A 22,796-nucleotide genomic window follows, 5' to 3' on the forward strand; every position below is an offset into this window, starting at 1 on the left:
TCAAGACGTGGCTGGGCAAACACCCCCGCTTCCATGTCCACTTCACCCCCACCGGCTCCTCCTGGATGAACCAGGTCGAGCGGTGGTTCGGCCTGCTGACCGACAAACTCATCCGCCGCGGCGTCCACACCTCCGTGAAGGCACTGGAGCAGGACATAAGAGCCTGGATCGACACCTGGAACGAGAACCCACGGCCCTTCACCTGGACCAAAACAGCCGACGAAATCCTCAACTCACTCGCCGACTACCTCACCAAAGTCAACTCACCAACCACCGATACCTGAGAGCAATTTAGAGCCGCCATTTCTGGCGCAGCACACTAGCTGAGATTCCGTACAGCCCGGTTGCGCAAGAGCTCAAATTCCGCTGCGGGCATCCCCATGGCATAGCCGGCTTGTTGAGACGTGAGTCCGAGCTTGTGGCGCAGTACGAGCGCATCGGCCTCAAGACGTTCGAGTATGCCGTGCGCCTGGCTTGTTTCCGCTCGCGTTGCTGCGCACTGGCGCGATAGTAGGTTCCATGCAGCCGCAGAGGGCGAGGCGCTCCCCAGCACCACCGGCCAGTGGGTGGCGACAACAGACAGCGCGATACGCGCAAGGTCGCTACCTCTGCGCGGCGACCCGGCGATGGAGCTGCTGAACCGCCGATAGACCGGCCAGTGATCGTGGCAAAAAGCCGTGTAAGCAAGGGGTGCGCTTACGGACTCCCCCAAAGGGCGGGCTGTGGAACCCAGTTCGGAGTTGGCGCGCGTCCCGGCGAGGACATGGCGCTGAGGCATGTTGTCCACTCCACAGAACTTGGTAGAGGGCGCCCGCCAAGCTTCACAACGGCTGTGGCGTGCACGAGCGCAAATTTAGAGTTGGTTCGTCGTAGAAAAGGTCGATTCCGTCCGACCCGAGTGGACAGCTCGTGCCCCAAGCAGGTGGGGCCCGCTACTCGTTGTGGTCAGGACACGAGCTGTCAGTTCTCACTCGGCGCGTCGGCCGATGTGGCGGGTTTTTACGAAAGAGACGGCACTACGATCCGACCATGCCTGTGCTGTCATCAGCATTTGGACGGCTGGTGGCAAAGCCCCAGGCCAGATGACCGCCACTGCCAACACCATCATGGCCAGCACCGAGCCGAAGCGGAACGTGAGGAAAATACCGACGACGGCTGTTTGGAATGGCAGCGGCAGCGGAATGCTCCCTCCGGGCGCCGCCCGTTTAAGGCGCGCTAGCGCCCGACGAGTGTGCTCAATCAATTCTCTCGTGCCTCCCTGGTGCGTTGGATGACGAAGCACGCGAAGAAGGGTCCTGACGCGAGCGCCAGCCAACTCGGGACCCTTTTTCTATGCGCTTTCACGCTAACCTCTGGCCGACGCATCACGGCATGAGCTGACAATCATGAAAACGGAAGCGGAATCTCCGCATCACCTCAAGCAAGACGTCGCTAGCACACACCTTGCACCCACGTAGCGGCGGTAGACCGAACATCAAGGCACTAAACCGATCAACTGTCGTGCAGAAAAGATCTGCGTTCGTGAAAAACTCCGCCCTAACTCGCTTCCACCGCCACTCTTTCGAGTGACGTTATTCATCGCCATGAGGGCGGAGCCTGAAGAACTACCGAGCTCTCGCGCGCCAAGGAGTCCTAGTCATCGCTCGGAGCCACGACCCGGGACCGCTTCGGTACGCTGATCGCCAGCTCAACCGTGTCCCGCTTACTCCGCTTTACTTAGCTGCGCCTCATGGAGGCCGGGGTGGCCATCCCTCGCCTGAACCGTGTGATGCCGTATCAGTGCGGTGCGCTGCCCTCAGGAACGTGCGGCTCCGCTCGGAATACCCCACGAGCGGTTTCGATTGCTTCCTTTGTACGGCTCGCGGGCAAGGGGGACGTTGGTGGCCGACCTGATGCTGTTCCGGAGAGATGTCGATGGCCGGGATGTCGAAGTGCGGGGCTCAACGGTGGCGCTGGAGGTGGAGCTGCAGCGTCGGGTCGAGGCTGGGCTGGAGTCGATGCTCGGCATCCGCCTTTTGGCTTCGGAATACCCGACGGGACCGTGGCACCGCGGTCGGATCGACACACTCGGGCTTGACGAGAACAACTCCCCCGTGGTGATCGAGTGCAAAAAGGGCTCCGACAGCGGGGTGCTTTCGCAGGCCGTCTCCTATCTGTCCTGGCTAGAGTCGGCGCACCACGAGTTCGAGGCGCTCGTACGGAAGGTGCTGGGCGTGGAGGCCGCTGAGTCGATCGACTGGCGCCGACCGCGGTTGGTGTGCATCGCGGCCGGTTTCTCCCACCACGACCGTGTGGCTGTGCAGCGGCTGCCCGAGCGGATCGACCTGGTGCGCTACCGCGTCTTCGACGGTGACCTCCTGAGCCTGCTGCTTGTGGACTCCTCGCCCGGTTCGGTGAACGCTGCTTCGTCTCGGCGGGCCAGGGGGCGGGACAGGGCGACTATCAGCGTGCCGACGGCCCCTGTGACTTCGCCGCCGACGGGCTTTGGTCTCGTCCCGGAGTGCTTGAGGGATCTGTACGCGGAGCTGGACGACGCACTCACGGCGTGGGGCGAGGTCGAGGTGGCCCCTCTCAGGCACTACATCGCTTACCGGCGGCTGGTGAACGTCGCGTCGGTGATCTTCCGTCCGAAGCACGAAGCGATCCTGGTCTACCTCAGATTTGACCCGGACGCGGTCGAGTTGGAGGAGGGTTTCACCCGAGACATGCGCGGCATCGGGCACCTGGGGACCGGGGGCCTGGAGGTGCGTCTCGCCTCGGCGGCCCGACCTGGAGAAGGCGGCGCCGTTGATCCGACGGGCGTTCGAGGCGGCTTGACGCAAACAGAAGGGCGGCTGGCGCATCGGTTACTCGATGCGCCAACCGCCCTTGGGCGTCTGCGGTCCGCGGGCCTCGGGCTCTCCGCTCTCATGATCACCCCTCCGGTCCGGCCAGGACGAAGTCGTCCTGTGTCAGCTCCGCGCGGAGTCGCTGTTCTGCCACGTCGGCGTAGTGCGAGGACAGCTCGACCCCTACGAACCGGCGCCCCTCGCGGAGGGCTGCGATCCCCGTGGAGCCGCTGCCGGTGAACGGGTCGAGAACGGTTCCCCTCTCGGGGCAGATCTGCACGAGTTGCCGCATGATCTCGACCGGCTTCTGGGTGATGTGCACCCGGTCCTTGCGCGGTTGGGAAGCGATGAAGTGGCCGGGCAGGTACAGGTCCCGATCCTTCGCCAGGCTGCCCTTGACTCCCCAGGTGATGAACTCGGCCGACTGTTTGAACCCACCCTTGCGAGGCCGGCTGGCGGGCTTGATCCACGGGATCGTGCCGCTCCAGGTCCAGCCCGCCATCTGCAGGGCGTCGGACGTGGTCGGCTCCTGGCGCCAGTCCGAGAAGACGATGGCCACCGAATGCTCGGTGGCGGCCCGGTACGCCTCGGTGAGCAGGGCGGTCAACCAGCTTCGATAGCTCCGCTGGTCGCGGTTTTCTCCGGGGAAGTTCTGCAGGTCGTGCGTCGATCCGCTGGTGACGTACTTGGCTCGCGCGGTGCGACCGGTGCGGTCCGAACTGGTACGCCCGCCGGAGTTGTACGGCGGGTCGGTGATGACGGCGTTGACGCTTTCGTCCGGGAGGGTCTTCAGCACGGTGAGGGCATCGCCTCGGTGCAGCGTGTAGCTCATGTACGGGGCCTCTTTCAGGGCACGGCGGGACTGGGCCCCGCTCCGGACGTTGCTCAACGGCGTTCGTTTCGAGCGGGGTTGCGCCGGAGGTTATTCGCGAATTCCGGCCGCACCTAACGAGCTGAGCCTCCGGCCGAGGCCGATCCCGAGAGCCGTTTGGCGCGGCCGGACTCCCGGTCTACTGTCTCGCCACATCAGCGGTACAGCGCAGCGATCCCACCCCCATTGACCTGTGCTTATCCGTGTTGTCACGTCCAAATGGGCAGCACGGGACACCCGTTGACCCTTCGTCCGAGACGCCGTGAGGAGACCCGTTGTACCGCCTGAGATTACGAGCGCGGCTGGCTGCCGTGCTTGACCCAACACCGGCCTCCGGGAGCTACCAACTCACCTGACCCGGGCCCGCCCTGAGAGGCGGATTCGCATCGGCGCGGTGCCGACGGTTTCGCACGAGAAGTCGGCACCGCGCCTCCTACGAACCACGAGGAGCCGCTGCGATGCAGCATGCCCTGGCACCCCCACGCCCCGACCCGACACCGCTGTTCGGCTGGCACCGCCGTACCGGTGAACGGCAGCGGCGATGAAGAAGACCACCGGAGCCGTGCTCGGTCTCTTCGCGTGCGGTCCCCTCCTGCTGATCGTGCCGATCCTCGCTATCGGTGCCGGAACCGCGACGGCCTCCTGCTCGAACGATGGCCCACAAGCTGTGGACAGTTCGGCCGTGTCCGCCCAGGTGAAGGAGATCCTCCTCGGCGGTGGCGCCAAGGGTGTGGTGTCCGTGTCGGGGCTGGACGATCCAGCCGAGCAGGTTCCCAACGCCAAGGCGATCCAGGCCGCCGGTATTGCGAAGAACATCCCGGCCCGGGGGCAGGTCGTGGCCTTGGCCACGGCGATGCAGGAGAGCGGCCTGCGGAACCTGACCTACGGGGATCGCGATTCGCTGGGCCTGTTCCAACAGCGCCCGTCGCAAGGGTGGGGCACCGCAGACCAGATCCTCGACCCGGTGCACTCCTCGACCATGTTCTACGAGGCGCTGGAGAAGGTCTCGGGCTGGCAGTCGCTGTCGGTCGCCCAGGCGGCCCAAGCGGTGCAGAAGTCGGGCTTCCCCGAGGCTTACGCCAAGTGGGAGCCCCTGGCCACCGCCTTGCAGCAGGCCATCGAGCCCCTGCTGTCGGAGCCCGCCGGCGCGTCACCGAGTCCTTCGCCATCCGGGTCGGCTGGCACCGGCAGCTCTCCGCCCGACACCGCGGACGGTTGTGCGCCCGCCGGGGACGGAACCGACTTCGGAACTATCCCGCCCGGTGCGGTGCCGGCCGAGTACAAGATCCCCGCCGACGCTCCGCCGAAGGTCCAGACGGCGATTCGCTGGACACTCGGTCAGCTCGATACGCCGTACCAATGGGGCGGGAGCTGCACCGACTCCCACGGGCCCGACCCGATGAGGCGCTGCGACTGCTCGTCCCTGATGCAGCAGGCGTACAAAGCCGCCGGGGTGACCCTGACGCGTACGACGTACACGCAGGTCAAGGAAGGCAAGGCGGTATCGGCCGACGCCCTTCGCCCGGGCGACCTGCTCTTCACCCGGGGGACGGCCGAGGTCCCCGAGCACGTCGGCATGTTCATCGGCCAGGGCTTGATCATCAACGCCCCGCACACCGGTGACGTGGTACGCATCGCGACCCTCGCGTCCTGGAAGTCGCAGATTCTCGCGGCTCGCCGAGTCCTCTGACCGGCGTCTTCCCTCATTCCTTTTTTCGCACCGCCGCTTCGCCCTTCGGGTTTCGGCATGCACCGATTCGAACGGATGTTCGTGATGTATCTCGCTGAGAAATCGATTCAGCTCGCCTACGACCCTGGCATCACACCGCACGGTGGCGGTCTGCCCGGCCTGTTCGTCCTCAGGCAGGTGGTCGGCTCCGTGAACTTGTTCGGCATCATCGCGGTGGTCGGGGCGCTCGCCGTCAGTGCGGGCGTCTGGGCCTGGGGCCACCATTCCGGTGGTCACCAGGCGGAGGCCAGCGGCAAGAAGGGCGTCCTGGTCAGCGCTGGCGCGGCCCTCTTGCTGGGTGCCGCGAACGGCGTCGTCTCCTTCTTCAGTTCGCTCGGGTCACAGGTCCAATGAAGTCCTCCGACTCCGCACACTCCGCCCCCGCCTCCCGTGTACGCCACCGGGTACTGCTCGGCACCGCTGTTCTGGCCGTGCTCGTCACCCTCGCAGGGCTGACTGCCTACCTCACCCGCGGTGATAGGGCACCCTCGAAGGCAGGTTCGCCGCATCCCACTTCGGCGTCGCCCTCCTCCCCTGCTGCCTCGGTGTCCAGCTCACCACCACAAAGCGGGCGTGCCAGCGCCCTGCCCGACCCGCCGACCACGCACGACCCGATCGCCTTCGGAAAGGCGGCGGCAGCAGCGTTGTGGTCCTACGACACGCGGGCCTCTTCCCAACCCGAGTTGCTGCGGACCTTGCGCGGCTGGCTGACCAGCGAATCCAAGTACGCCGACACAGCTTCGATCGACGCGCTCGTCCCCTCTTCAGCGCTGTGGAAGCAGTTGGCCGCCAACGGCCAGTTCGCCACCGCCACCGTGAACGAGGGGCATTTCCCCAACTCGTTCACCCGGGCTCTCCAGACAGACCCCGCAGCGATCACCGACGCCTACGTCTATGCCGTCACGGTCACCGGCAAGCAGTCGATCGCGTGGAAGGGCTCGCCTGCGGGGGGCGCCGAAAACCGCGCTACCACCCTCGCGGTCCAGTGCCGGCCTTCCCGACCCTGTGCCTTGGCCGGTGTCCTGCCGTCCGTCGCACCCTGACCCCCACCCACGAACGGAGGTACCGCCATGGGAGTCTGCGACTTGCCCATGATGGGCGGCGTCTGTGCCGCCGTTGACTTTGCCACCAACCCCGCCGGAACCGTCACCGATGGCATCGGGGCGTGGATCGCGAAGTCCGCGGGTGAACTGGCCGCCAGCGCGGCGGACCTCGCCGTCAAAGCCGTGGACACGACCACGGCTATCGATCTCAACGCCCGGTGGTTCCGGGACAACTACGAGCTGCTGCTGCCCATCGGCCTTACCCTGACCGTCGCCACCTTCTGCATCCAGTTGATGTCGGCGGCCTGGCGACGTGACGAACGCGCCCTGGCCCAGGCTGGGATCGGCACCATGATCGGCGTCCTCTTCTCCTTTTGCGCCGTGGCCTTCACCTCCGTGGCCATCACAGTGGTTGACGCGTTGTCCGCAGGGTTGTTCCAAGCAGCCAACACCTCGCTCGACGATGCGATCCGCCGGGTCGTCAAAGTCAACCAACTGGGGGCGATGTTCGGCCTGGGCTGGGCGGTCCCCGCCGTGGTCGCTGTCGGCTTCACCATCGGCGCGTTCATGTACTGGGGCGTCATGGTCGCCCGCAAGGTCGGAGTCCTGATACTCGTCGCCCTCGCCGTGTTCGCCGGGTCCGGAGGCGGGTGGGAGGTCGCCAAACGGTGGCGGCGCGGATGGATCGAGGCCACCGCCACCTTGGTCGTATCGAAACTGCTGATGAGCGTGGTCTTCCTGATCGGCGTCAGCGCGATGGGCAAGTCAGACGCCGACGACGGTATGGCCGCGCTGTCCGACGCCATGGCCGGCATCGTCGTCATGGTCCTCGTGCTCCTGTGTCCCTACACCACCTACAAGTTCGTCCACTGGGCGACCGACAGCGGTGGTCATGACGATCTGCACCGGTCCGGTATCGGCGGCCTGGCGGTCGCCGCCGGGGCCGCGAAAACCGCGGGCACTTTGGCGATGCAGGCGAACGCGGGCGCTCCCGCTCCGCAAGGCCCGAACAAGGTCCCCGGTGCGGACAGGAACGGTGTCGCCTCCGGCATCAACCCTGCGGGCGGCAACCTCAGCAAAGAGGGCATCGACACGGGACCGCCGAAGCCACGGACCAGCTTCCGGTACGGCGAAGATTCGAACGCCTCCGGCGACGGGGGGCGGCCCCTGATCCAGCGCCCCGGTATCCCGGCGCTCATCACCCGACCCGGCGACGGCGAATCGGGAGGTTCTGAAGGACACGCCGCGGGCGGCCAGTTCGCTGCCGCTTCGGTTGCGGGCAGCAGCATGACCCGCGCTGGTGCCGCGCCGCCGGCAGGCCCTGGAGCACCGCCACCGCCATCCTCCACGGGGCCGTCTGCATCCGGCTCTGCACCACCGACGAACTGGGTCTATCCCAGCCAGCCGCCGTCGGGTTCCTGACCCATCGCAATCTGGGGGCGGGCTGCACCCGCAGCCCGCCCCCGCGCCCCGCGCCACCGATCACCAGAAACGGAGCCCTGCCATGACCTCCAGAAGAGCGCCGCACGCCCCGCCCCCGCCCGCTCCCACCGTCTGGAACCGCCATGTCCGACAATCTCCGGGCCGAAGCCGCCACGGCCAGCGTCAAATTTCCGCACCGTTCGCGGCGCGGCATCCTGCTCGGCCTGACCGCCTCGCAACTGATCGTTGTCAGCCTCACCGGGCTTCTCCTGCTCGCCGTGATTCTCACCTGCGGCGTGGTCGGCGCACTCGAACTTATTCCGGTGTGGACCGCCATCGCCCTCCTCGTCTTCGTCCGCTACCGAGGCCGTGCCCTGGCCGACTGGTCTCCGATCGTCACCCGGTACGCCCTGCGCCGAACGCGGGGCCAGTTGATCTGGCTCACCCGGCCTTCCCGCCGCCCGATCCGCGAAGGGCTACTCCACCTGCCCGGCACAGCGGCGAGCCTGCGTGTGGTCACCGCACCCGACCGCCGATACGGCGCGGTCCACAACCCCCACACCGGCACCCTGACCGCCGTCGTCAAGGTCTCCTCCCGCGCCTTCGCGTTGCTTGACCCGGGAACCCAGAACGCCAACGTCAACGGATGGGGACGCGCACTGGCCGCGCTCGCCCGCACGGGCCAGGTCGCCCGAATCCAGGTGATCGAGCGCACCGTCCCCGACTCTGGTGACGCGCTGCGCCGGTACTGGGAGGAGCACGGCCAGCCCCAAGCCCCCGTAGCGGGTGCGATCTACAGCGAGCTGATCCAAAGCGCCGGCCCGGCTGCGGCACCGCACGAGGCGTACGTCGCGGTGTCCTTGGACGCCAAGGCCGCACGGCGGCTGATCAACCAGGCCGGTGGCGGCCTCACCGGGTCCTTCAGCGTCCTGGCGCAACTGACCTCGACCTTCGATCAGGCCGCGCGCACCGCCGGGCTCAACCCCACCGGCTGGCTCACCGCCCACGAGATCGCGGCCGTCGTGCGCACCGCGTACGACCCCAAGGCCCTTGCATCGTTGGATCGTTGGTCCACGGCAGGACGTCCCGAGGCTGAGCCCGCTGCTGCCGGTCCGGTCGTGGTCGTCGAGAAGTCGGACCACATCATGACCGACTCGGCCGTCCACGCCACGTACTGGGTGGAGAACTGGCCCCGCACCGAAACGTCGGCGGGCTTTCTGCACCAGCTCCTGTTCACCGCCGGGGTCCGGCGCACGCTGTCGCTGTCGTACGAGCCGAAGGGACTGGACGCCGCCCTGCGCGACGTCCAGCGCAAGAAGTCCAGCGTGATCGCCGACGCCGCCGAGCGAGCCCGCCGGGGCCAGGTCGACTCCGAGGCGCACTCGATCGAGTACCAGGACATCAAGTCCCGGGAGCGCCAGCTCATCGCGGGCCACGCGGATGTCGCCCTGACCGGTCTGCTGACCGTCTCGGCCGACACGGAGGAGGAACTCCGCTCCGCCTGCGCCGTCGTGGAGAGCGCGGCCGTCGGCGCCCAGCTCGACCTTCGCCCGCTCACCTGGCAGCAGGCCGAAGCGTTCACCGCCGCCGCTATGCCGCTCGCCCTCGCCGTCTGATGCCGGCCCTCCTTCCCCCCGAAAGAGCACCCCCATGTCCCGCACCGCCAGCCCGCCCGCGCAGGACTTCATGCCCTTCGCCACCGCCGCGCTCGACTTCCACCGCGCGCTCAACATCCCCGGCGGTCCCCTCATCACCACCCGCGCCGAACTGGACACCCTGCACGACCACCTCGTATCGCTGCACGGCCTGCTCGACGCTCACACCGCCCGCACCGGCCAGCTCGTGCCCGTCGAAGGCGACCAGCTCCGCGCCACCCGCACCCGGATCTGGCAAGCCGCCGACCACATCCACGCCGCGTATCACGCGGCACCCCGCCCGGACTCCGGCGAGGTGCCCGAACGTGAGGCGTGCCAGGCGGACCTGCCCGAGGGGGCGCCAGAGCTGACCATCTGCCAGCGCCACCAGCGCACCGCGCACCTGGTACGCCGCCGCACCACCCCGGCCGACCTGCACTCGCCGTTCACGGGTCTCGTCCGCCGCTGACCCGGCTTCCATACGGAGAAACGTTCATGCCTCGCACCCGTGCCAGCGCCTCCCACCTGTTCATCCCCCGCAAGGCGTCACGCGCCGAGCAGCGTGCCGCTCGCGCAGGTTTCGCCGAGGCCCGCCGCCAGGCCCGCCGCGCCGGAGCACCGCCAAAGCACCGCGCCGAGGAGCGCCTCGACCCGGAACTGCGGCCGGCCTATCCGTTGTCCGGACGGCCCGGTTCCTCATCAGCTCGGGGCGGCAAGCTCAGCCTCCCTGCCCACCGCATGACCACAGCCACCGTCAGTGGCGCCTATCCGTTTCTCGCGGAGGGAGGACTGGGCGCCGAAGGGATCTTCATCGGACGGGACGTCCACGCGGAGGCGGCGTTCTGCTACGACCCGTTCTCGCTGTACAGCAGCGGGCGGATCGAGGGCTTCACGAATCCGAACGCCGTCTTGGCCGGGATCATCGGCATGGGCAAGTCCGCGCTGGCCAAGTCGATAGCCACCCGGGCGATTGCCCATGGCTACCGGGTCTACGTTCCCTGCGACCCCAAGGGAGAGTGGACGGCCATGGCGCAGGCCCTCGGCGGCTGCAGCATCGCGCTCGGCCCAGGGCTTCCGGGCCGGCTGAACCCGCTGGATGCTCCAGCCCGGCCCGCTTCGGTAAGCGTGGGCGACTGGTCGGCCGAGGTTCGAAAGCGCCGCCTCCTTCTCCTGGCGGGCCTGGCGCGCACCGTGCTCAAGCGCGACCTCCTGCCGATGGAGCACACCGCGTTGGACCTCGCTCTCGACCTGGTCGTCGCCGAGGCCGACGCCAACGGCACGGTGCCGCTGCTCGGCCAGATCGCGCACGCCCTCGGCTCACCCGCGCGCCTCGACCAAGCCCTCGGCAACCATGCCGGACACATGGGGCCCGCCGCACAGGACCTCGCGCACGCCCTTCGCCGCCTTGTGCACGGCGATCTGAGCGGCATGTTCGACGCCCCCTCGACGGTGGCCTTTGACCCCACTACCCCAATGCTGTCCATCGACCTCTCCCGCCTCGGCGGCTCCGGCGACGACACCGCATTGGTGCTGGCGATGACCTGCGCTTCGGCGTGGATGGAGTCCGCGCTCGCCGACCCGGACGGGGGCAGGCGCTGGGTGATCTACGACGAGGCGTGGCGGGTGATGCGGCACATCGGCCTGCTGGAGCGCATGCAGTCGCAGTGGAAGCTCTCTCGCGGGCTTGGCATCGCGAACCTGATGGTCATCCACCGCCTGAGCGACCTGCTCAGCGCAGGCGATGCCGGCTCGCGCGGCCGGGTGCTGGCCGAGGGCCTGCTTGCCGACTGCTCCACCCGCATCATCTACCGGCAGGAACCCGACCAGCTCGCTGCTGCCGCTTCACTGCTCGGCCTGACCGGCGTGGAGACCCAGGCGGTGTCCGCCCTGACCAAGGGCCGGGGCCTGTGGAAGGTCGCAGGCCGAAGCTTCATCACCCAGCACATCCTGCACCCCGCCGAGCGAGCACTGTTCGACACCGACGCCCGCATGTCGGCCAAAGGCGCCGAGTTCACGAAAACTGAAGCCTCGTTGCTGCCCCTCCGTCTCCGTGAGGTGCAGTGATGATTGCAGGTGAGGTCCTGCGTTCCCGTCGGCTACCACTCGGAGTCGGTGTCGGGGTCAGCCTTCGCGAGGGCCAGCGTGTAGCGCATGGCCGCGTCGATACCGATGCCGAAGAAGTCGCAGATGCGGCGTACGTCACCGTCGGTCGCGAAGATCTCCTGCAAAAAGCGGTCCTCTCGCAGAGCCTGTGGCTTCAGCTGGGCTGCGATCCATTTTCTCTACCGCGGTCGCGGTGAGCACCGGCACAAGGACCATCATGCCCACTCCTCCCAACTCCCCCGCGTCCGAGGAGAACCAGCCTTCGCCGACTGCCGATCACTCGACGTGGCGGCTACACGTTCCGGCGCTGGCCTCCGCCGCCGCCGGCATCGTCCGGGTGTCAGATGCCTGGGACGCGGTCTCGAACTCCTTCCACAACCACGACGACCGGTCTCTGGACCGCAAGGGCCTGCTGAGCGGCGTACGGAAGCGCAACGCCGAAGCGTGGACACACGTCGAGGTCTTTCTCGACCACGGGCCCGAAGCACTGGCTGGTGTCCGTGCCGCCGCCAGCGGTGCCGACTACGTCGAGGGGCCGATCAGTGAAGACCTCCGGCGGCTTCGCGGAATCGACACCACTTTGGAACGAGCAGGCCGAATCCGCCACGAATGGGATCAGGTCATGGCGCTCATGGACGCTTCGCTCCCCGGGTCGCGGGAGCTCTACGCGAGCCGGGCGCAGGAGATCCGCAACTCCGAGGGCTGGCACCAGGCAGCAGAGCTGGCATATCAAGGGCCCGCACTGGTCCGAGCTGCCGAGCACCTGGCCAGCCGGGCAGTGCCCGATCACTCATCGCAGGAACGTGCCCAAGTTGCTCTCGCTCGATCCAGCTTCGGTCATCGCGGGACTCCACCCGTTCCGCCTCCCACGCCGCCCGCGTCGAATCCAGCCGCCACACGCCGTTCGCGTTGACGCTCCTAGCAGCGACTTCCGGCGAGGCCAAACCGGCCGATCGCCGGATTCTCGACCAGCCCCGTGCTGCATCCTTCTCGCCCCCGCCCGTACCCGGTCACTGACCGCTTCCTACCTCGGAGTACCGCATGCCCCGCACCAGAACCGCCCCGGCCCTCGACCGCCCCCATCTCCGAGTCCGCACCGGATGGATCAACCATGTCCAGCTCCCATCTCGATTCGCTTCCCGATGTCGCGCTCGGCCACCACCCTGACCACGGCATCGTCGCCGCGAACCCGAAGCACCTCGCAGCCGGCACATGGATGCTGGAAGGGTTCGGATTCCACCCTGTCCCGGGCAAGCCGACGCTGTACGCGCTGGCCGACCAACAGCGCGACGGACAGGGGCGTGCCACCCAAGCCGTCGCGCTGTTGCGCAAGGCCGGCTACCGAGTCGATGCGGATGCCGCGTTCGACCCCTCGCTGGCCTCCGGCAGGACTCCCACCCGTGACCGGCCCCCGCGCATAGATCCCGACGTCGCGTTCGCCGAGCATCCGCGGCTCGGCATCGTCGCGGCCACCAGCGACCACTCCGCCGCGCTCGGCGGCCCACTGATCCTGGAGGAACACGGCTGGCGGCTGAATCCGAACCTGGATATCTACACGCTGCCCATCACCGCCAACCGCAGTGAGGTCCTGGAGAAGGTCGCCAACGCCACAGTGTCGATGCACCGATCCGATCTCCAGGTCGCGGTGCAACCCCATCTCGCCCAGGACATAGCAGCGCGCCGCCCCCCGGCACCCGCGCCAACCGCGCGCCACGAGCACAGTCAGGGCTTCACCACCCACAAGTTCCCCATCGGCGCCGCCGCGCTCGCCACCAGCCCAGCCCACGCCGACCTCCCGAACAAGGCTCCGGTCCCCGCTCCCGCCACCTCAACTCCGGCGGCACGGCCGGCCGACCCGCGCATCGCGTTCTCCCGCAAGCGCTGACCCAACTCCCGTAAGGAGCGTTACCCATGGCCGTGAAGACCATCTGGCAGATCACCCACTCCTGCGGCCATCACGCCGAACGCGACCTGTCCGACCGGGCAGCCGACCGTCGCGCGGGCTTCGCCGAATGGCTCGCCAAGCAGGAGTGCACCACCTGCTGGCGGACCGCCCGGGAGGGCGACGAGCAGGGCAAGGCCGCCTGGCTGGAGGCCAAACGGGCCCAAGAGCAGGCGGAATCCGAAGCCTGGTCTCAGCAGTACCGGATGCCCCCTTTGGAAGGGACCGAGCGAGCCGTCGCCTGGGGAGTGCGCTGTCGCCACCAGGTCCTGGCCGCTGCCTACACCACCCTGGTCCTCGAAGGCGGGACCAGCGAGATGGAGTGGGAGGAGATCGAGGAGGCCGCTCGCGCCATCGACCGTGCCGGGTGGTGGATCGACCAGCGCTCCTCCGAGCCGGACGACCTCGCCGAACTGCTCCAGACAGCCACCGAAGCCGACCGGCCGACCGAAAACCCCCACTTCTGACCACCCGGTGCCCCGCCTTGGCGGGGCACCGGCTCCCCTGTCGAAGACTTGGATACCCCATGCCCGAGTTCTACGGTGCTGGTCCGGTCGCTCCAGCCCCGCCGCCCGCCGATGGCAATCCGGAAGCGGACCGGCAGCGCGCTGCCCGTACCTCCTCGCCGAATGCTGCCACCCAGCGCGCAACGACCCCGGCCGGCTCCGCAGACGCGGCGCCGAGCACTGCGCCGCCCCGAGCCCCTCGCACCCGATAGCCCGGACCGCCGGCTTTCCTCCTGAACAGGAGCTTCCTCGATGGCCAGCAGAAGAGCGCCGCGTGCCCCGCCCCCATCACTCGCCTGCGCTCACTCCCAGGAAGCACCATGCCCGCACCGCGTACCAGCGCGCCCTCGACCACCACCGGGTCGGACGCGCTCCTCTACCTCCTCTTCGGCATACTCGGCATCGCGCTCGCCTGCGGTTCGCTGGCCTGGCTGAGCGGCAATCTCACCAACTCCCTCTTGGGGCATGGGCCTTGGTCCGCGTTCAGGGCCGCTGACGCGCTGCTTCATCCCGAGGTGCTGTGGCCGCACCTGAGTACCACCGCCCTGCTGGTCGGTGTGCGGATCATCCCCGGTCTGCTGTCCGTCTGCCTCGCCGTCCTCGGCCTGGTGCTGTGGATGCGGCTGCGCGGCGGGCCGAAGAACGGCCTCGCCCGGAAGGCCGACCTCGCTCCGCTGCTGGACAAGGAGATCACCGCCAAGGCCAGGAGCCTGCGGCCGTCCCTGAGCGGCAGGGAGTGTCAAAGAGGTCGCCCCTGCTGACCGCGGCATCCTGCTCGGCACTCTCTCCCCGGGACGGGCCCCTGTCCGCGCGTCTTGGGAGGACGTGATCGTCGCGATCATGGCTCCGCGAAGCGGCAAGACCTCCGGACTCGCGATCCCGGCGATTCTCGCGGCGCCCGGCCCGGTCCTGCTCACCAGTAATAAGGCCGCGAACGACGCCTTCACCGCGACGGTGGACGCTCGCGCCGAAGTGGGCACGGTCTGGGCCCTGGACCCCCAGCAGATCGCCCACCACCCACGCGAGATGTGGTGGGACATCCTGGCCGACGCCCGCGACCTGGCCGGAGCGAAACGCCTTGCCGGACACTTCGTCGCCGCGAGTGTGGACGAATCGAACGGCTCCGACTTCTGGTCCACCGCCGCGAGCAACACGCTCGGCGCGCTGTTCCTCGCTGCCGCCGGCCACCAGCGCCCGATCACCGATGTCCTGGCCTGGCTCGCCTCCCCCGCCGACCGGACCCCGGTAGACCTGCTCACCGACGCCGGCCACGACGCGGTCGCCGCCCAGCTCCAGGGCACCGTCTCCGGCGCCACCGAGACCCGCGACGGCATCTACGAGACCGCGCGGCAGTACGCGAGTTGCCTGCTCGACCCGGACGTCGCAGCCTGGGTAACGCCCGCCAAGCATCTCCCCGAGTTCAAGCCCTTCGACTTCGCCACCTCCTACGACACCTTGTACCTCCTGAGCAAGGACGGCGGCGGCAGCGCAAGCGCGATCATCGCCGCAGCGGCCGACGCCGTGATGCGCGCGGCCGTGGTCGTCGCCGAGCGCTCCGGCGGACGGCTCGATCCGCCCGCCCTGTGCGTCCTCGACGAAGCCGCGAACGTCTGCAAAATTAGCGATCTCCCGGATCTTTACAGCCACTTGGGCAGCCGAGGCGTCATCCCGATGACGATCCTGCAGTCCTACCGGCAGGGCCAGCGATGCTGGGGCGAGGCCGGCATGGACGCACTATGGTCCGCGGCGACCGTCAAGATCATCGGTTCGGGCATCGACGACGCGGACTTCGCCGACCGGCTCAGCAGGCAGGTCGGCGACCACGACGTGCAGACCACCTCGGTGTCGACCAGCGACAGCGGCAAGTCCACCTCGGTGAGCATGCGCACCGAGCGCATCCTGCCACCCGACGCGATTCGGGCCCTACCCAAGGGCAAGGCACTGCTCCTGGCCACCGGCATCCGCATCGCCATGCTCGATCTCCGGCCCTGGTACAAGGAGCCGTCCGCCAAGGTGGTCGGCCCGGCCTCGGCCCGTGCGACGAAGGCGATCACCGAACGCGCCATCGCGAAGACCCGCGGCCGTGACGACTTCGGGCTGTCGGTATGAGCGCGCCCACGCCGCGTCCCGGGCGGTTCGTACGCTCGCCGGTCGTTCTGCGCGACGGGCAGTGGTGGTTGGTCAGCGGGGCCGGTTCGATACTCGCCTCCGACCCCGCGTTCACCAGCACGCTGGACCGCTTCGCCCAGGCGTTGGTCGCTGCCGACCAGGCGGTCGCCGACCTCCGCGCCCGGGAGAGCGAACCTCCCGCTTGTGACGCAGAAGGTCAGCGATGAACCCGTTGCTGGGCGCGGAGCAGGCGGTGATCGGTTCCGTGCTGCTCGACCCGGGTCAGCTCTCGAACCTCGACTGGCTCGCACCAGATCACTTCTACCGACCAGCCCACCAGGCGCTGTTCGCCGCGTTGCGCAAGCTCCGGGACGACGGCCACCCCGCGTTGGCGGAAGAGACCGTACCGCTGTCGTGGGTGACCGATGCGGTCGCCGAGGCCAGCACCCACGTACGAGGGCTGACCGCGACGTACGCCCACACCCTGATCGTGGCCTGCCCGCGGCCCGCGCACGCTCCGGTGTACGGCCGCATGGTGCTGGAGGGCGCGATCCAGCGCAGCATCACCGAACACGCGATCCGCCTTCACCAGGCGGCTCGCGCCGACGCCGTGCAGGGCGACGTCGAGGGAGCCCTGCATTACGCGGACGTCCTTGCCGGCGTGCTCAGCGATCTCGCACAGCGGTGGGGTACCGAACCGCGCCCGGTCACGCCTGCTACTCCGTCGGCCGCCGTCCCGGCCTTGCCACCGCTGGTTCGGGCCGACCGGGTCGCCGAGGACGAGCGGTTCCTTCTGGCCGTCCTCGCTGAGCAGCCGAAGGCCATGGACGAGGTAGTCGGCTGGCTGCGGCCTGGCGACTTCGCCGACCCCGCCCACGGGCAGCTCTACCGCTGCCTCGGCGCACTGCACCACCGGGGTGAGCCCATCGATCGGGTCACCTTGCTCTGGGAGACACAGCGGCGTGGGCTTCTGGCCGACGGAACGCTGTCCAGCGATCAGCTCGCCGCCATCTGCGACGGCGTGGGTCCAGGCAGCGCCGAATGGCTCGGCGAGCTGGTGATGCGCTCGTCGGTCACCCGCACGGCGGCGACCTCCGCGCGTGCCATCCGGGCCTTGGCGGAGAACGAGGCTTTGGCCCCCGGGAGGCTCATCAATCACGCGTTGCACGCGCTCGGTCCGCTCGATGAAGTGCGTGCCCGCTGGCAGACCGCGACCGGCCGCCCCGCACCGACGCCGACCCCGGCTCCCTCACCCACCGGGCCGCCCCCTGCGCAGGTGCACGCGGCACTCGCCCGCAGCACACCGCGCCCAGTCTCGCCGTCCCCGGTCCGGCCTGGCTCTGCCCCCAGCCCGGCCGCCGTGCGACCGCCCTCTCGCCGACACAGCTGAACCCTCCCCTCTTTCCGTCGCTCGTCCTCTCCCTTGGAATTCACCGTGAACAACACCCCCGACACCGATGCCTTGGCTTTGCGTGCCACGGCCTCAGCCTTCGATGCCCAGCGCGGCAAGCTCCCGATTCCCGGAGACCCCCACCGCTCGCCGAACAGCGTCGCCGTCGCCCAGCAGATCTCCGAACTCGGCGCGCTGATCAGCGGTTTGGGTGACGAGGTCTCCTCCCGGGTCGTCGGCCAAGACCAGGAGGCCCACACCGCGCGGGCCATCACCAGCTTCGCCGCCGCCGTAGGGCCTGCCGGCGAGGCGGCATCCGCTCTCGGGGCAGTGGCCCACCAGCTCTCGTTCCTCAACCAGACCGAGCACCTCCGCGACCAGCCCGATGCCCGGGACGCTCGGGAGGCTGCGGCACGGGTGACGGATGACGCGCTCAGCATGGCGGACACCGCCCTACGCGAAGCCGCCGACGCCCTTCACGCCGCGTCAGCGACGGTCTCGCCTCCGTCCGCGCGGCTGCAGGCAGCCCGTAGCCGATCCGCGACCGCGGCTCCCGCATTCGCTTCACCTCCGCCGACAGTCCCGGGAGCAGCAGCTCCTGCGAGCCGGATCGCTCGGGGTCGGTGACATGCGGACCGCCATCGCACCCCCTCCGCTGATCGGCTCGCTCTGCTCGGGGTACGGCGGGCTGGACCTCGGCGTCCAGTCCGCGCTCGGCGGCACGCTGGCCTGGCACGCGGAAGTCGATCCAAACGCCTCGCGCATCCTGTCCCGCCACTGGCCCGGCGTCCCGAACTTGGGCGATATCACGACCGTCGGCTGGTCCACCGTTCCCCGGGTGTGCGTCCTGACTGCGGGTTTCCCCTGTCAAAGACGTCTCGGTCGCCGGCCGCCGGGCCGGACTCAACTCCCAGACCCGCTCCGGGCTGTGGCTGCACGTCGCCCGTGCGGTCGAAGCCCTCCGACCCTGCCTGGTTGTGATCGAGAATGTGCGCGGCCTCCTCACCTCACCCGCCGGTTCCCCTGGCGACGTGGAATTCTGCCCGTGGTGTCTGGGAGACACCCCAGGTCAGCCTCCTCTGCGGGCACTCGGTGCCGTACTCGGATCCCTGGCCGACCTCCGGTACGACGCGAGGTGGCTCGTGCTTCGCGCCTCCGATATCGGAGCCCCGCACCGCCGCGAGCGCACTTTCCTCGTCGCCCGGCCTGCCGAACGCCCTGTTCAAGACGCCGACCAGCAACATCGCGAAGAACGGCGGCTCGCAACACCCCTCCAAGAGGAAGAGCGGAGGACACGGCCCGAGCCTGGCCGACGAGGTGGAGTGGCTCCTGCCTACGCCGAAGGCGTCGGACGGGATCAAGGGCTCGCCCAACCAGCGGCACGGCAATGGGGACATGACCCTGCCGAGTGCGGCGGCGTCACTGCTGCCCACACCGCGGGCCAGCGACACGGGCACCCCGCGACGCCGAGCGGGCAAGGGATGGCGCCCTCCCGCAACGGCAATAACTCTGCCGCTCTGGACGGAATCGGCTCCGAAAACCGGGGGGCCGACCAGCGATGGGGGGCGTACGCAGCCGCCATCACCCGGTGGGAGACGCTTACCCGCCCCGCGCCGCCGCCCACCGATGCGGCCGGACGCCTTCGCGCTGACTTCGTGGAGTGGATGCAGGGACTGGAGCCCGGCTGGGTCACCGCCACTCCCGGGCTCGGACGACCAGCTCAACTCACCGCACTGGGCAACGGCGTCGTGCCTCAACAGGCGCGCCGTGCAATGCAGTTGTTGGCGCAGCCCCTCCCGCGCTGCTCTCGCTGCACGACGACGTAGCACCTCACTACCGGCATTTCCCGGCCGGACCAAATCGCGGTTCCTCCAGATCCTCTTCCTCATGTCGCCGTCTCACAGATGGAGCACGCCCCCATGTCCGACCCCAGCCCGTCCACCCCCGACCAAGAACCGTTCCGCGTCCCCGACGGGGACCTCGACGACCTCGCCAGCACCCTCGCCAAGACAATGGCCGAGGTCAGGCAGCACGGCGTCATCCTCGACCGCCTGGGCTCCGAGCCCGCCCCCGCCTCCGCCGCACTCCCGCCGGCGGACGGCGCTCCGACCGCAGAGGCGGCCAGTTCCCCGCAGGAGGGCGGCCCCGCTTCGGTGTTCATCCTCGCCTTGGGCGGTGAGGCGTACGCCATCGAACTCGCCGCCCTCAGCGACTGGGTGAACTACCTCTTCCTGCCGGTGTACGGCCGCGAGATCAGCACCACTCGTCCGTGGTGTGCGCAGTGGCACGAACACCCCGAGGCCGTCGCCCGGCTTCACGCGCTCTGGCTCGCATGGCAGCAACTCACCGACACCGAAGCCGGACTGACTGGCCCCTCAACCTGGCACCGCGACCACCTGGACCAAACGCTGGTCCACCTCCGTGCACCAGACGGCCCCTTCGCCGCGTGCGCAACGAGCCCGACCCGACCCAACCATCGTGTGCTGACCACCCCAGCGCCCGAGCAGTGGGGAGTGGCGGCATGAGCGACGTACTCGACTTCCGTCTCAACGATCTCGTGCCCGCCGACGCGGACTCCAAGTACGCGCAGCGGGGGTTCTGCTCAGATGACCTGACCATTCTGGCTGAGCACCACACCGCCCCCAACGGCTCCCACAGTTACGTCGTCGCCCACGACAGGTCGATTACTCGGGGTGTGCCCGGTGAGCCGCAGATAGCCGCGATCACGGTCGCACGGGACTGCAACCTGCACACGTACACCCTTCAGACGGCTTATCACGCCACGGCGCCCTTTGCTCAGAACTGGTTGATCGAACGCGGCTGCCCACCCGAGCGAATCGCTCAGATCGGCGACGACTGCATGCAGCCCGCCGACGATCTCACCGTCCAAATCGAGCAGCACAACCGGGAGTCGGGCACTCGGTACGAAGTCCTCAGCAGTAGGACCTCGGATCTCGTCCCGTGTGAGGCGTGGACGATGACGCGCGACTGCCTCACCGGCCAGGCACCGGTTCGTGTCTTTCCCCAAGAGGGGGACTTCGACGCCCACACCTACACGGTGCGTGAAGGTGCCTTCTTCGACGAAAGGGCAGCCGGCCGCTGTCTGGACGAGCGCGGCGGCCCCATGCCGCAGCCGCCGGAGTACCGCGGTCAGGCCATCGAGCACAGGGCCCGCGCTGCCCTCATCCGCTCGTCCGGCGCCTCCGCGATACCGAAAGCCGGCCTCGACGCCCCCAGCGCGCCTCCGACAGGAACGGCACAGCGACCGAGCCGCGGGCGGTCGCTGTGAGCCGCGCCCGCTTCGCCTTCTCCGCACACCCCGACGCCATCGCGGACCTCCGAGAACTGCCCGACGAAATACGCGACTTGGCCCTGCTGGAGTTGCAGAACCTGGTTCACGGCAGCGATGACTGCCTGCCGTTGAAGGGTCGCCTCGCGGGCTTCCACAAGGTCTACGTCGATCCGTCCGTCTCCTACCGGATGGTCATCCAGTTCCGCCCGGCTCCCCCGACCTCGCACCACAAGCGCGAGATCTATCTCGTCGCCGCCGGTAGCAGGAAGGACTACGCGGTCTACCGCTCGGCACACCTGCGCACCAACCCCCACCAGGACACCGAGACAGCCTCTGCCTCCGAGGCGCGCGTGCAGGCCGCTCGCTCTCGCTCTCCCCGCACGGTCGCCCAGCCGACTGCTGCCCCGGCGACTCCTCCCGCAGCAGTCCAACCCGTTGCTGCCGCTCCTCGAAAGGCTGCCCAGCGATGACCGCCGACCGCGCCCCCCTGGCCCGTACCGAACTGGCTGACCTCCTCACCGAGGGCGCGCACAGCGTCTCCGGCATCCTCACCGCCGAGTACCCGACGGCCGCTAGCCGTTCCTACCTGCACCCCGTGCTCGGTGCACTATCCGCCGGGCCCCAGGTCGTCTGCGAGCTGAACGACCGGCTCGAAGGCTTCGTAGCCGACGTGGCCGACGATCCGCTCCCCACGACACCGGCAGGTCTCTTCACCCTGGCGTCCTACGCCTCGGCGCTGGGATGGCTCACCGAGTCCCTCGCCGAGCTGACCGCCTCGGTCGACCGGATCTGCACGCGCGTCGGCATCCCCACGGAGCCGCCGGACCCGGCCTTCGCCGCACGGGTCAGCGTGGAGCACAACAGCGAGTTCGACTTCGCCTTTAGCGCCCTGGAGTTGGCGGCGATCCGTACTGCGGCCGAGGCCGCCGGTCTCGCGCCGGCCGACTACGTCGAGGTGCTCTCCGAGTCCCTGCTCGCAGCCTCCCGGATCACCGACGCCTGCATGGAGATCTCCAGCGGCCTAATCGAAGACGCCGCGTACGTCCTCGGCGAGGCGACCGACCACGTCTGGATCGGCGACGGTCCCAAGAGCCTGCCCACTTTGGTGCGCTCCCTGCTCGCCCGAATGGAGGCGGCGGAATGAACCCTCACGACGCGACCAAGCGGCCCGGCGCCCACCTCGTCGCCCAGATGCTCGGCGTTGAAAACCCCGGACGCTGAACACCGCCTACCGACCAAATGAGCCGCTGTACCTCGCCGCGACGCTCGTCATCGGGGCCGCCCATGACCTAGACGAGCTGCATGGCCGCGTAACTCACGCCTCCAAGGCCGCACTCGGACTGCTCGAACCCCTCGGACGAGGCAAATTCACCGGCTCGCCCGGCTCGTACGAGCCCCTGCGGTCCGCGGTCCAACAGATCGGACACCTCATTTCACGACAGAACGCGGCCTACGAGCGGCTCACCCAATCGATCTTCGCGTACCGCCATCTCCTGCCCGAGTCGGATGCTGCTCAGCCCTCGACCGCAGAGACCCGCGGCCCGAACCGCGAACACGATCCCGGCCGGGTCGATGACTGGGCCGTCTCGGACGAACGCAAGCTCGAAGCCCTTCAAGCCGCCGAGACCGGCGAACTGCGATTTCACCGCAGCGGCAATCACGGCCACGCCTACCTCTCCTTTGGACAAGGCCCGCGTCTTGACCAGGAGATCGTCGAAACCGTCCAGCGACTGGTCGCCGACGGGCTACTGGTCCAGGACAGGAGCCCGGACTGTATCGGCCTGGGCAGCTCCTCTCGCTCACGCCCCTGGGCGAGGCGGCCCTTCGAAAGGCTCGTGCCACAGCGCCGCGTGTATCCGTCGCCCTCAGCCGCACCAGCACGACGGCGCACTCCGGCGCCATCGTCAATCCGGCTATCGAGCCCGTA

The 22,796-nt window shown here is 68.7% G+C and carries 23 protein-coding genes and 4 pseudogenes; 22 read left to right on the forward strand and 5 right to left on the reverse strand.

Features of this window, described 5'->3' with window-relative positions:
• A pseudogene (locus FHS42_RS33630) lies at window positions 1-284 on the forward strand (IS630 family transposase); the annotation flags it as partial.
• A 683-nt stretch (window positions 285-967) separates the two neighbouring features.
• Here the strand turns inward: FHS42_RS33630 and FHS42_RS33635 are convergent.
• A complete protein-coding gene (locus FHS42_RS33635) occupies window positions 968-1,243 on the reverse strand; it encodes a hypothetical protein (protein WP_184579690.1) in 276 nt (91 codons plus the stop codon).
• Window positions 1,244-1,880: 637 nt separating this feature from the next.
• Here FHS42_RS33635 and FHS42_RS38870 point away from each other — a divergent pair.
• Window positions 1,881-2,817, forward strand: a pseudogene (locus FHS42_RS38870) (DUF5655 domain-containing protein).
• A gap of 96 nt (window positions 2,818-2,913) precedes the next feature.
• Here the strand turns inward: FHS42_RS38870 and FHS42_RS33640 are convergent.
• Complete coding sequence (locus tag FHS42_RS33640) at window positions 2,914-3,660, reverse strand: DNA-methyltransferase (protein WP_184579692.1); 747 nt, start codon at window positions 3,658-3,660, stop codon at window positions 2,914-2,916.
• A 580-nt stretch (window positions 3,661-4,240) separates the two neighbouring features.
• Here FHS42_RS33640 and FHS42_RS33645 point away from each other — a divergent pair.
• The 7 genes from FHS42_RS33645 to FHS42_RS33675 all read left to right on the forward strand — a co-directional run bounded on the left by FHS42_RS33645 (window position 4,241) and on the right by FHS42_RS33675 (window position 11,591).
• Window positions 4,241-5,389: a C40 family peptidase gene (locus FHS42_RS33645; RefSeq protein WP_184579694.1), complete on the forward strand. Its 1,149-nt coding sequence runs from the start codon at window positions 4,241-4,243 to the stop codon at window positions 5,387-5,389.
• A gap of 84 nt (window positions 5,390-5,473) precedes the next feature.
• Window positions 5,474-5,782, forward strand: a complete 309-nt coding sequence (locus tag FHS42_RS33650) for a DUF6112 family protein (protein WP_184579803.1) — start codon at window positions 5,474-5,476, stop codon at window positions 5,780-5,782.
• Complete coding sequence (locus FHS42_RS33655) at window positions 5,779-6,471, forward strand: hypothetical protein (RefSeq protein ID WP_184579697.1); 693 nt, start codon at window positions 5,779-5,781, stop codon at window positions 6,469-6,471. The genes FHS42_RS33650 and FHS42_RS33655 overlap by 4 nt, the downstream gene beginning before the upstream one ends.
• Window positions 6,472-6,498: 27 nt before the next feature.
• Window positions 6,499-7,893, forward strand: a complete 1,395-nt coding sequence (locus tag FHS42_RS33660; RefSeq protein WP_184579699.1) for an SCO6881 family protein — start codon at window positions 6,499-6,501, stop codon at window positions 7,891-7,893.
• A gap of 143 nt (window positions 7,894-8,036) precedes the next feature.
• Window positions 8,037-9,509 carry an SCO6880 family protein gene (locus FHS42_RS33665; protein WP_184579701.1) on the forward strand — a complete coding sequence of 491 codons (1,473 nt, stop codon included), beginning with the start codon at window positions 8,037-8,039 and terminating at the stop codon, window positions 9,507-9,509.
• Between the two features lie 34 nt (window positions 9,510-9,543).
• Window positions 9,544-9,996 carry a DUF6238 family protein gene (locus FHS42_RS33670; protein ID WP_184579703.1) on the forward strand — a complete coding sequence of 151 codons (453 nt, stop codon included), beginning with the start codon at window positions 9,544-9,546 and terminating at the stop codon, window positions 9,994-9,996.
• A 26-nt stretch (window positions 9,997-10,022) separates the two neighbouring features.
• Complete coding sequence (locus FHS42_RS33675) at window positions 10,023-11,591, forward strand: putative type IV secretion/conjugal transfer ATPase (RefSeq protein ID WP_184579706.1); 1,569 nt, start codon at window positions 10,023-10,025, stop codon at window positions 11,589-11,591.
• 32 nt (window positions 11,592-11,623) lie between these two features.
• On the opposite strand, the gene FHS42_RS38355 is transcribed toward FHS42_RS33675, so the two are convergent.
• Window positions 11,624-11,755, reverse strand: a complete 132-nt coding sequence (locus FHS42_RS38355) for a hypothetical protein (RefSeq protein WP_281392926.1) — start codon at window positions 11,753-11,755, stop codon at window positions 11,624-11,626.
• Between the two features lie 92 nt (window positions 11,756-11,847).
• Here FHS42_RS38355 and FHS42_RS33685 point away from each other — a divergent pair, with 92 nt between their 5' ends.
• The 13 genes and pseudogenes from FHS42_RS33685 (at window position 11,848) to FHS42_RS33745 (ending at window position 22,013) form a co-directional block, all read left to right on the forward strand.
• A complete protein-coding gene (locus tag FHS42_RS33685) occupies window positions 11,848-12,543 on the forward strand; it encodes a hypothetical protein (RefSeq protein WP_246495792.1) in 696 nt (231 codons plus the stop codon).
• A 198-nt stretch (window positions 12,544-12,741) separates the two neighbouring features.
• Window positions 12,742-13,515 carry a hypothetical protein gene (locus tag FHS42_RS33690; protein WP_184579708.1) on the forward strand — a complete coding sequence of 258 codons (774 nt, stop codon included), beginning with the start codon at window positions 12,742-12,744 and terminating at the stop codon, window positions 13,513-13,515.
• A 26-nt stretch (window positions 13,516-13,541) separates the two neighbouring features.
• On the forward strand, window positions 13,542-14,039 hold the full coding sequence (locus FHS42_RS33695) for a hypothetical protein (RefSeq protein WP_184579710.1): 498 nt from the start codon (window positions 13,542-13,544) through the stop codon (window positions 14,037-14,039).
• A gap of 359 nt (window positions 14,040-14,398) precedes the next feature.
• A pseudogene (locus FHS42_RS33705) lies at window positions 14,399-16,187 on the forward strand (type IV secretory system conjugative DNA transfer family protein).
• The gene (locus FHS42_RS33710) at window positions 16,184-16,414 is read left to right on the forward strand and encodes a hypothetical protein (protein WP_184579725.1); all 231 of its coding nucleotides are present in this window, start codon (window positions 16,184-16,186) and stop codon (window positions 16,412-16,414) included. The pseudogene FHS42_RS33705 and the gene FHS42_RS33710 overlap by 4 nt, the downstream one beginning before the upstream one ends.
• Window positions 16,411-17,577 carry a DnaB-like helicase N-terminal domain-containing protein gene (locus FHS42_RS33715; protein WP_184579727.1) on the forward strand — a complete coding sequence of 389 codons (1,167 nt, stop codon included), beginning with the start codon at window positions 16,411-16,413 and terminating at the stop codon, window positions 17,575-17,577. The genes FHS42_RS33710 and FHS42_RS33715 overlap by 4 nt, the downstream gene beginning before the upstream one ends.
• Window positions 17,578-17,622: 45 nt before the next feature.
• On the forward strand, window positions 17,623-18,204 hold the full coding sequence (locus FHS42_RS33720) for a hypothetical protein (RefSeq protein ID WP_184579729.1): 582 nt from the start codon (window positions 17,623-17,625) through the stop codon (window positions 18,202-18,204).
• A 1-nt stretch (window position 18,205) separates the two neighbouring features.
• Window positions 18,206-18,385, forward strand: a pseudogene (locus FHS42_RS38360) (DNA cytosine methyltransferase); the annotation flags it as partial.
• A gap of 118 nt (window positions 18,386-18,503) precedes the next feature.
• Window positions 18,504-19,403 carry a DNA cytosine methyltransferase gene (locus FHS42_RS39535; protein ID WP_512700950.1) on the forward strand — a complete coding sequence of 300 codons (900 nt, stop codon included), beginning with the start codon at window positions 18,504-18,506 and terminating at the stop codon, window positions 19,401-19,403.
• A gap of 93 nt (window positions 19,404-19,496) precedes the next feature.
• On the forward strand, window positions 19,497-20,102 hold the full coding sequence (locus FHS42_RS33730; RefSeq protein WP_184579731.1) for a DUF4913 domain-containing protein: 606 nt from the start codon (window positions 19,497-19,499) through the stop codon (window positions 20,100-20,102).
• Complete coding sequence (locus FHS42_RS33735; RefSeq protein ID WP_184579733.1) at window positions 20,099-20,866, forward strand: glycosyl hydrolase; 768 nt, start codon at window positions 20,099-20,101, stop codon at window positions 20,864-20,866. Before FHS42_RS33730 ends, FHS42_RS33735 begins: the two co-directional genes overlap by 4 nt.
• On the forward strand, window positions 20,863-21,339 hold the full coding sequence (locus FHS42_RS33740) for a hypothetical protein (protein WP_184579735.1): 477 nt from the start codon (window positions 20,863-20,865) through the stop codon (window positions 21,337-21,339). The genes FHS42_RS33735 and FHS42_RS33740 overlap by 4 nt, the downstream gene beginning before the upstream one ends.
• Window positions 21,336-22,013, forward strand: a complete 678-nt coding sequence (locus FHS42_RS33745; protein ID WP_184579737.1) for a hypothetical protein — start codon at window positions 21,336-21,338, stop codon at window positions 22,011-22,013. The genes FHS42_RS33740 and FHS42_RS33745 overlap by 4 nt, the downstream gene beginning before the upstream one ends.
• A gap of 145 nt (window positions 22,014-22,158) precedes the next feature.
• Here the strand turns inward: FHS42_RS33745 and FHS42_RS33750 are convergent, their stop codons facing one another.
• Window positions 22,159-22,296, reverse strand: coding sequence for a hypothetical protein (locus tag FHS42_RS33750; protein WP_184579739.1), 138 nt, complete (start codon window positions 22,294-22,296; stop codon window positions 22,159-22,161).
• Window positions 22,297-22,302: 6 nt separating this feature from the next.
• Window positions 22,303-22,536 (reverse strand): hypothetical protein, encoded by a 234-nt coding sequence (locus tag FHS42_RS33755; protein ID WP_184579741.1) that lies wholly within the window; start codon window positions 22,534-22,536, stop codon window positions 22,303-22,305.
• Window positions 22,537-22,796: the final 260 nt, after the last annotated feature.

Source organism: Streptomyces zagrosensis, assembly GCF_014203645.1.
In the GTDB taxonomy this organism is placed as follows: Bacteria; Actinomycetota; Actinomycetes; order Streptomycetales; family Streptomycetaceae; genus Streptomyces; species Streptomyces zagrosensis.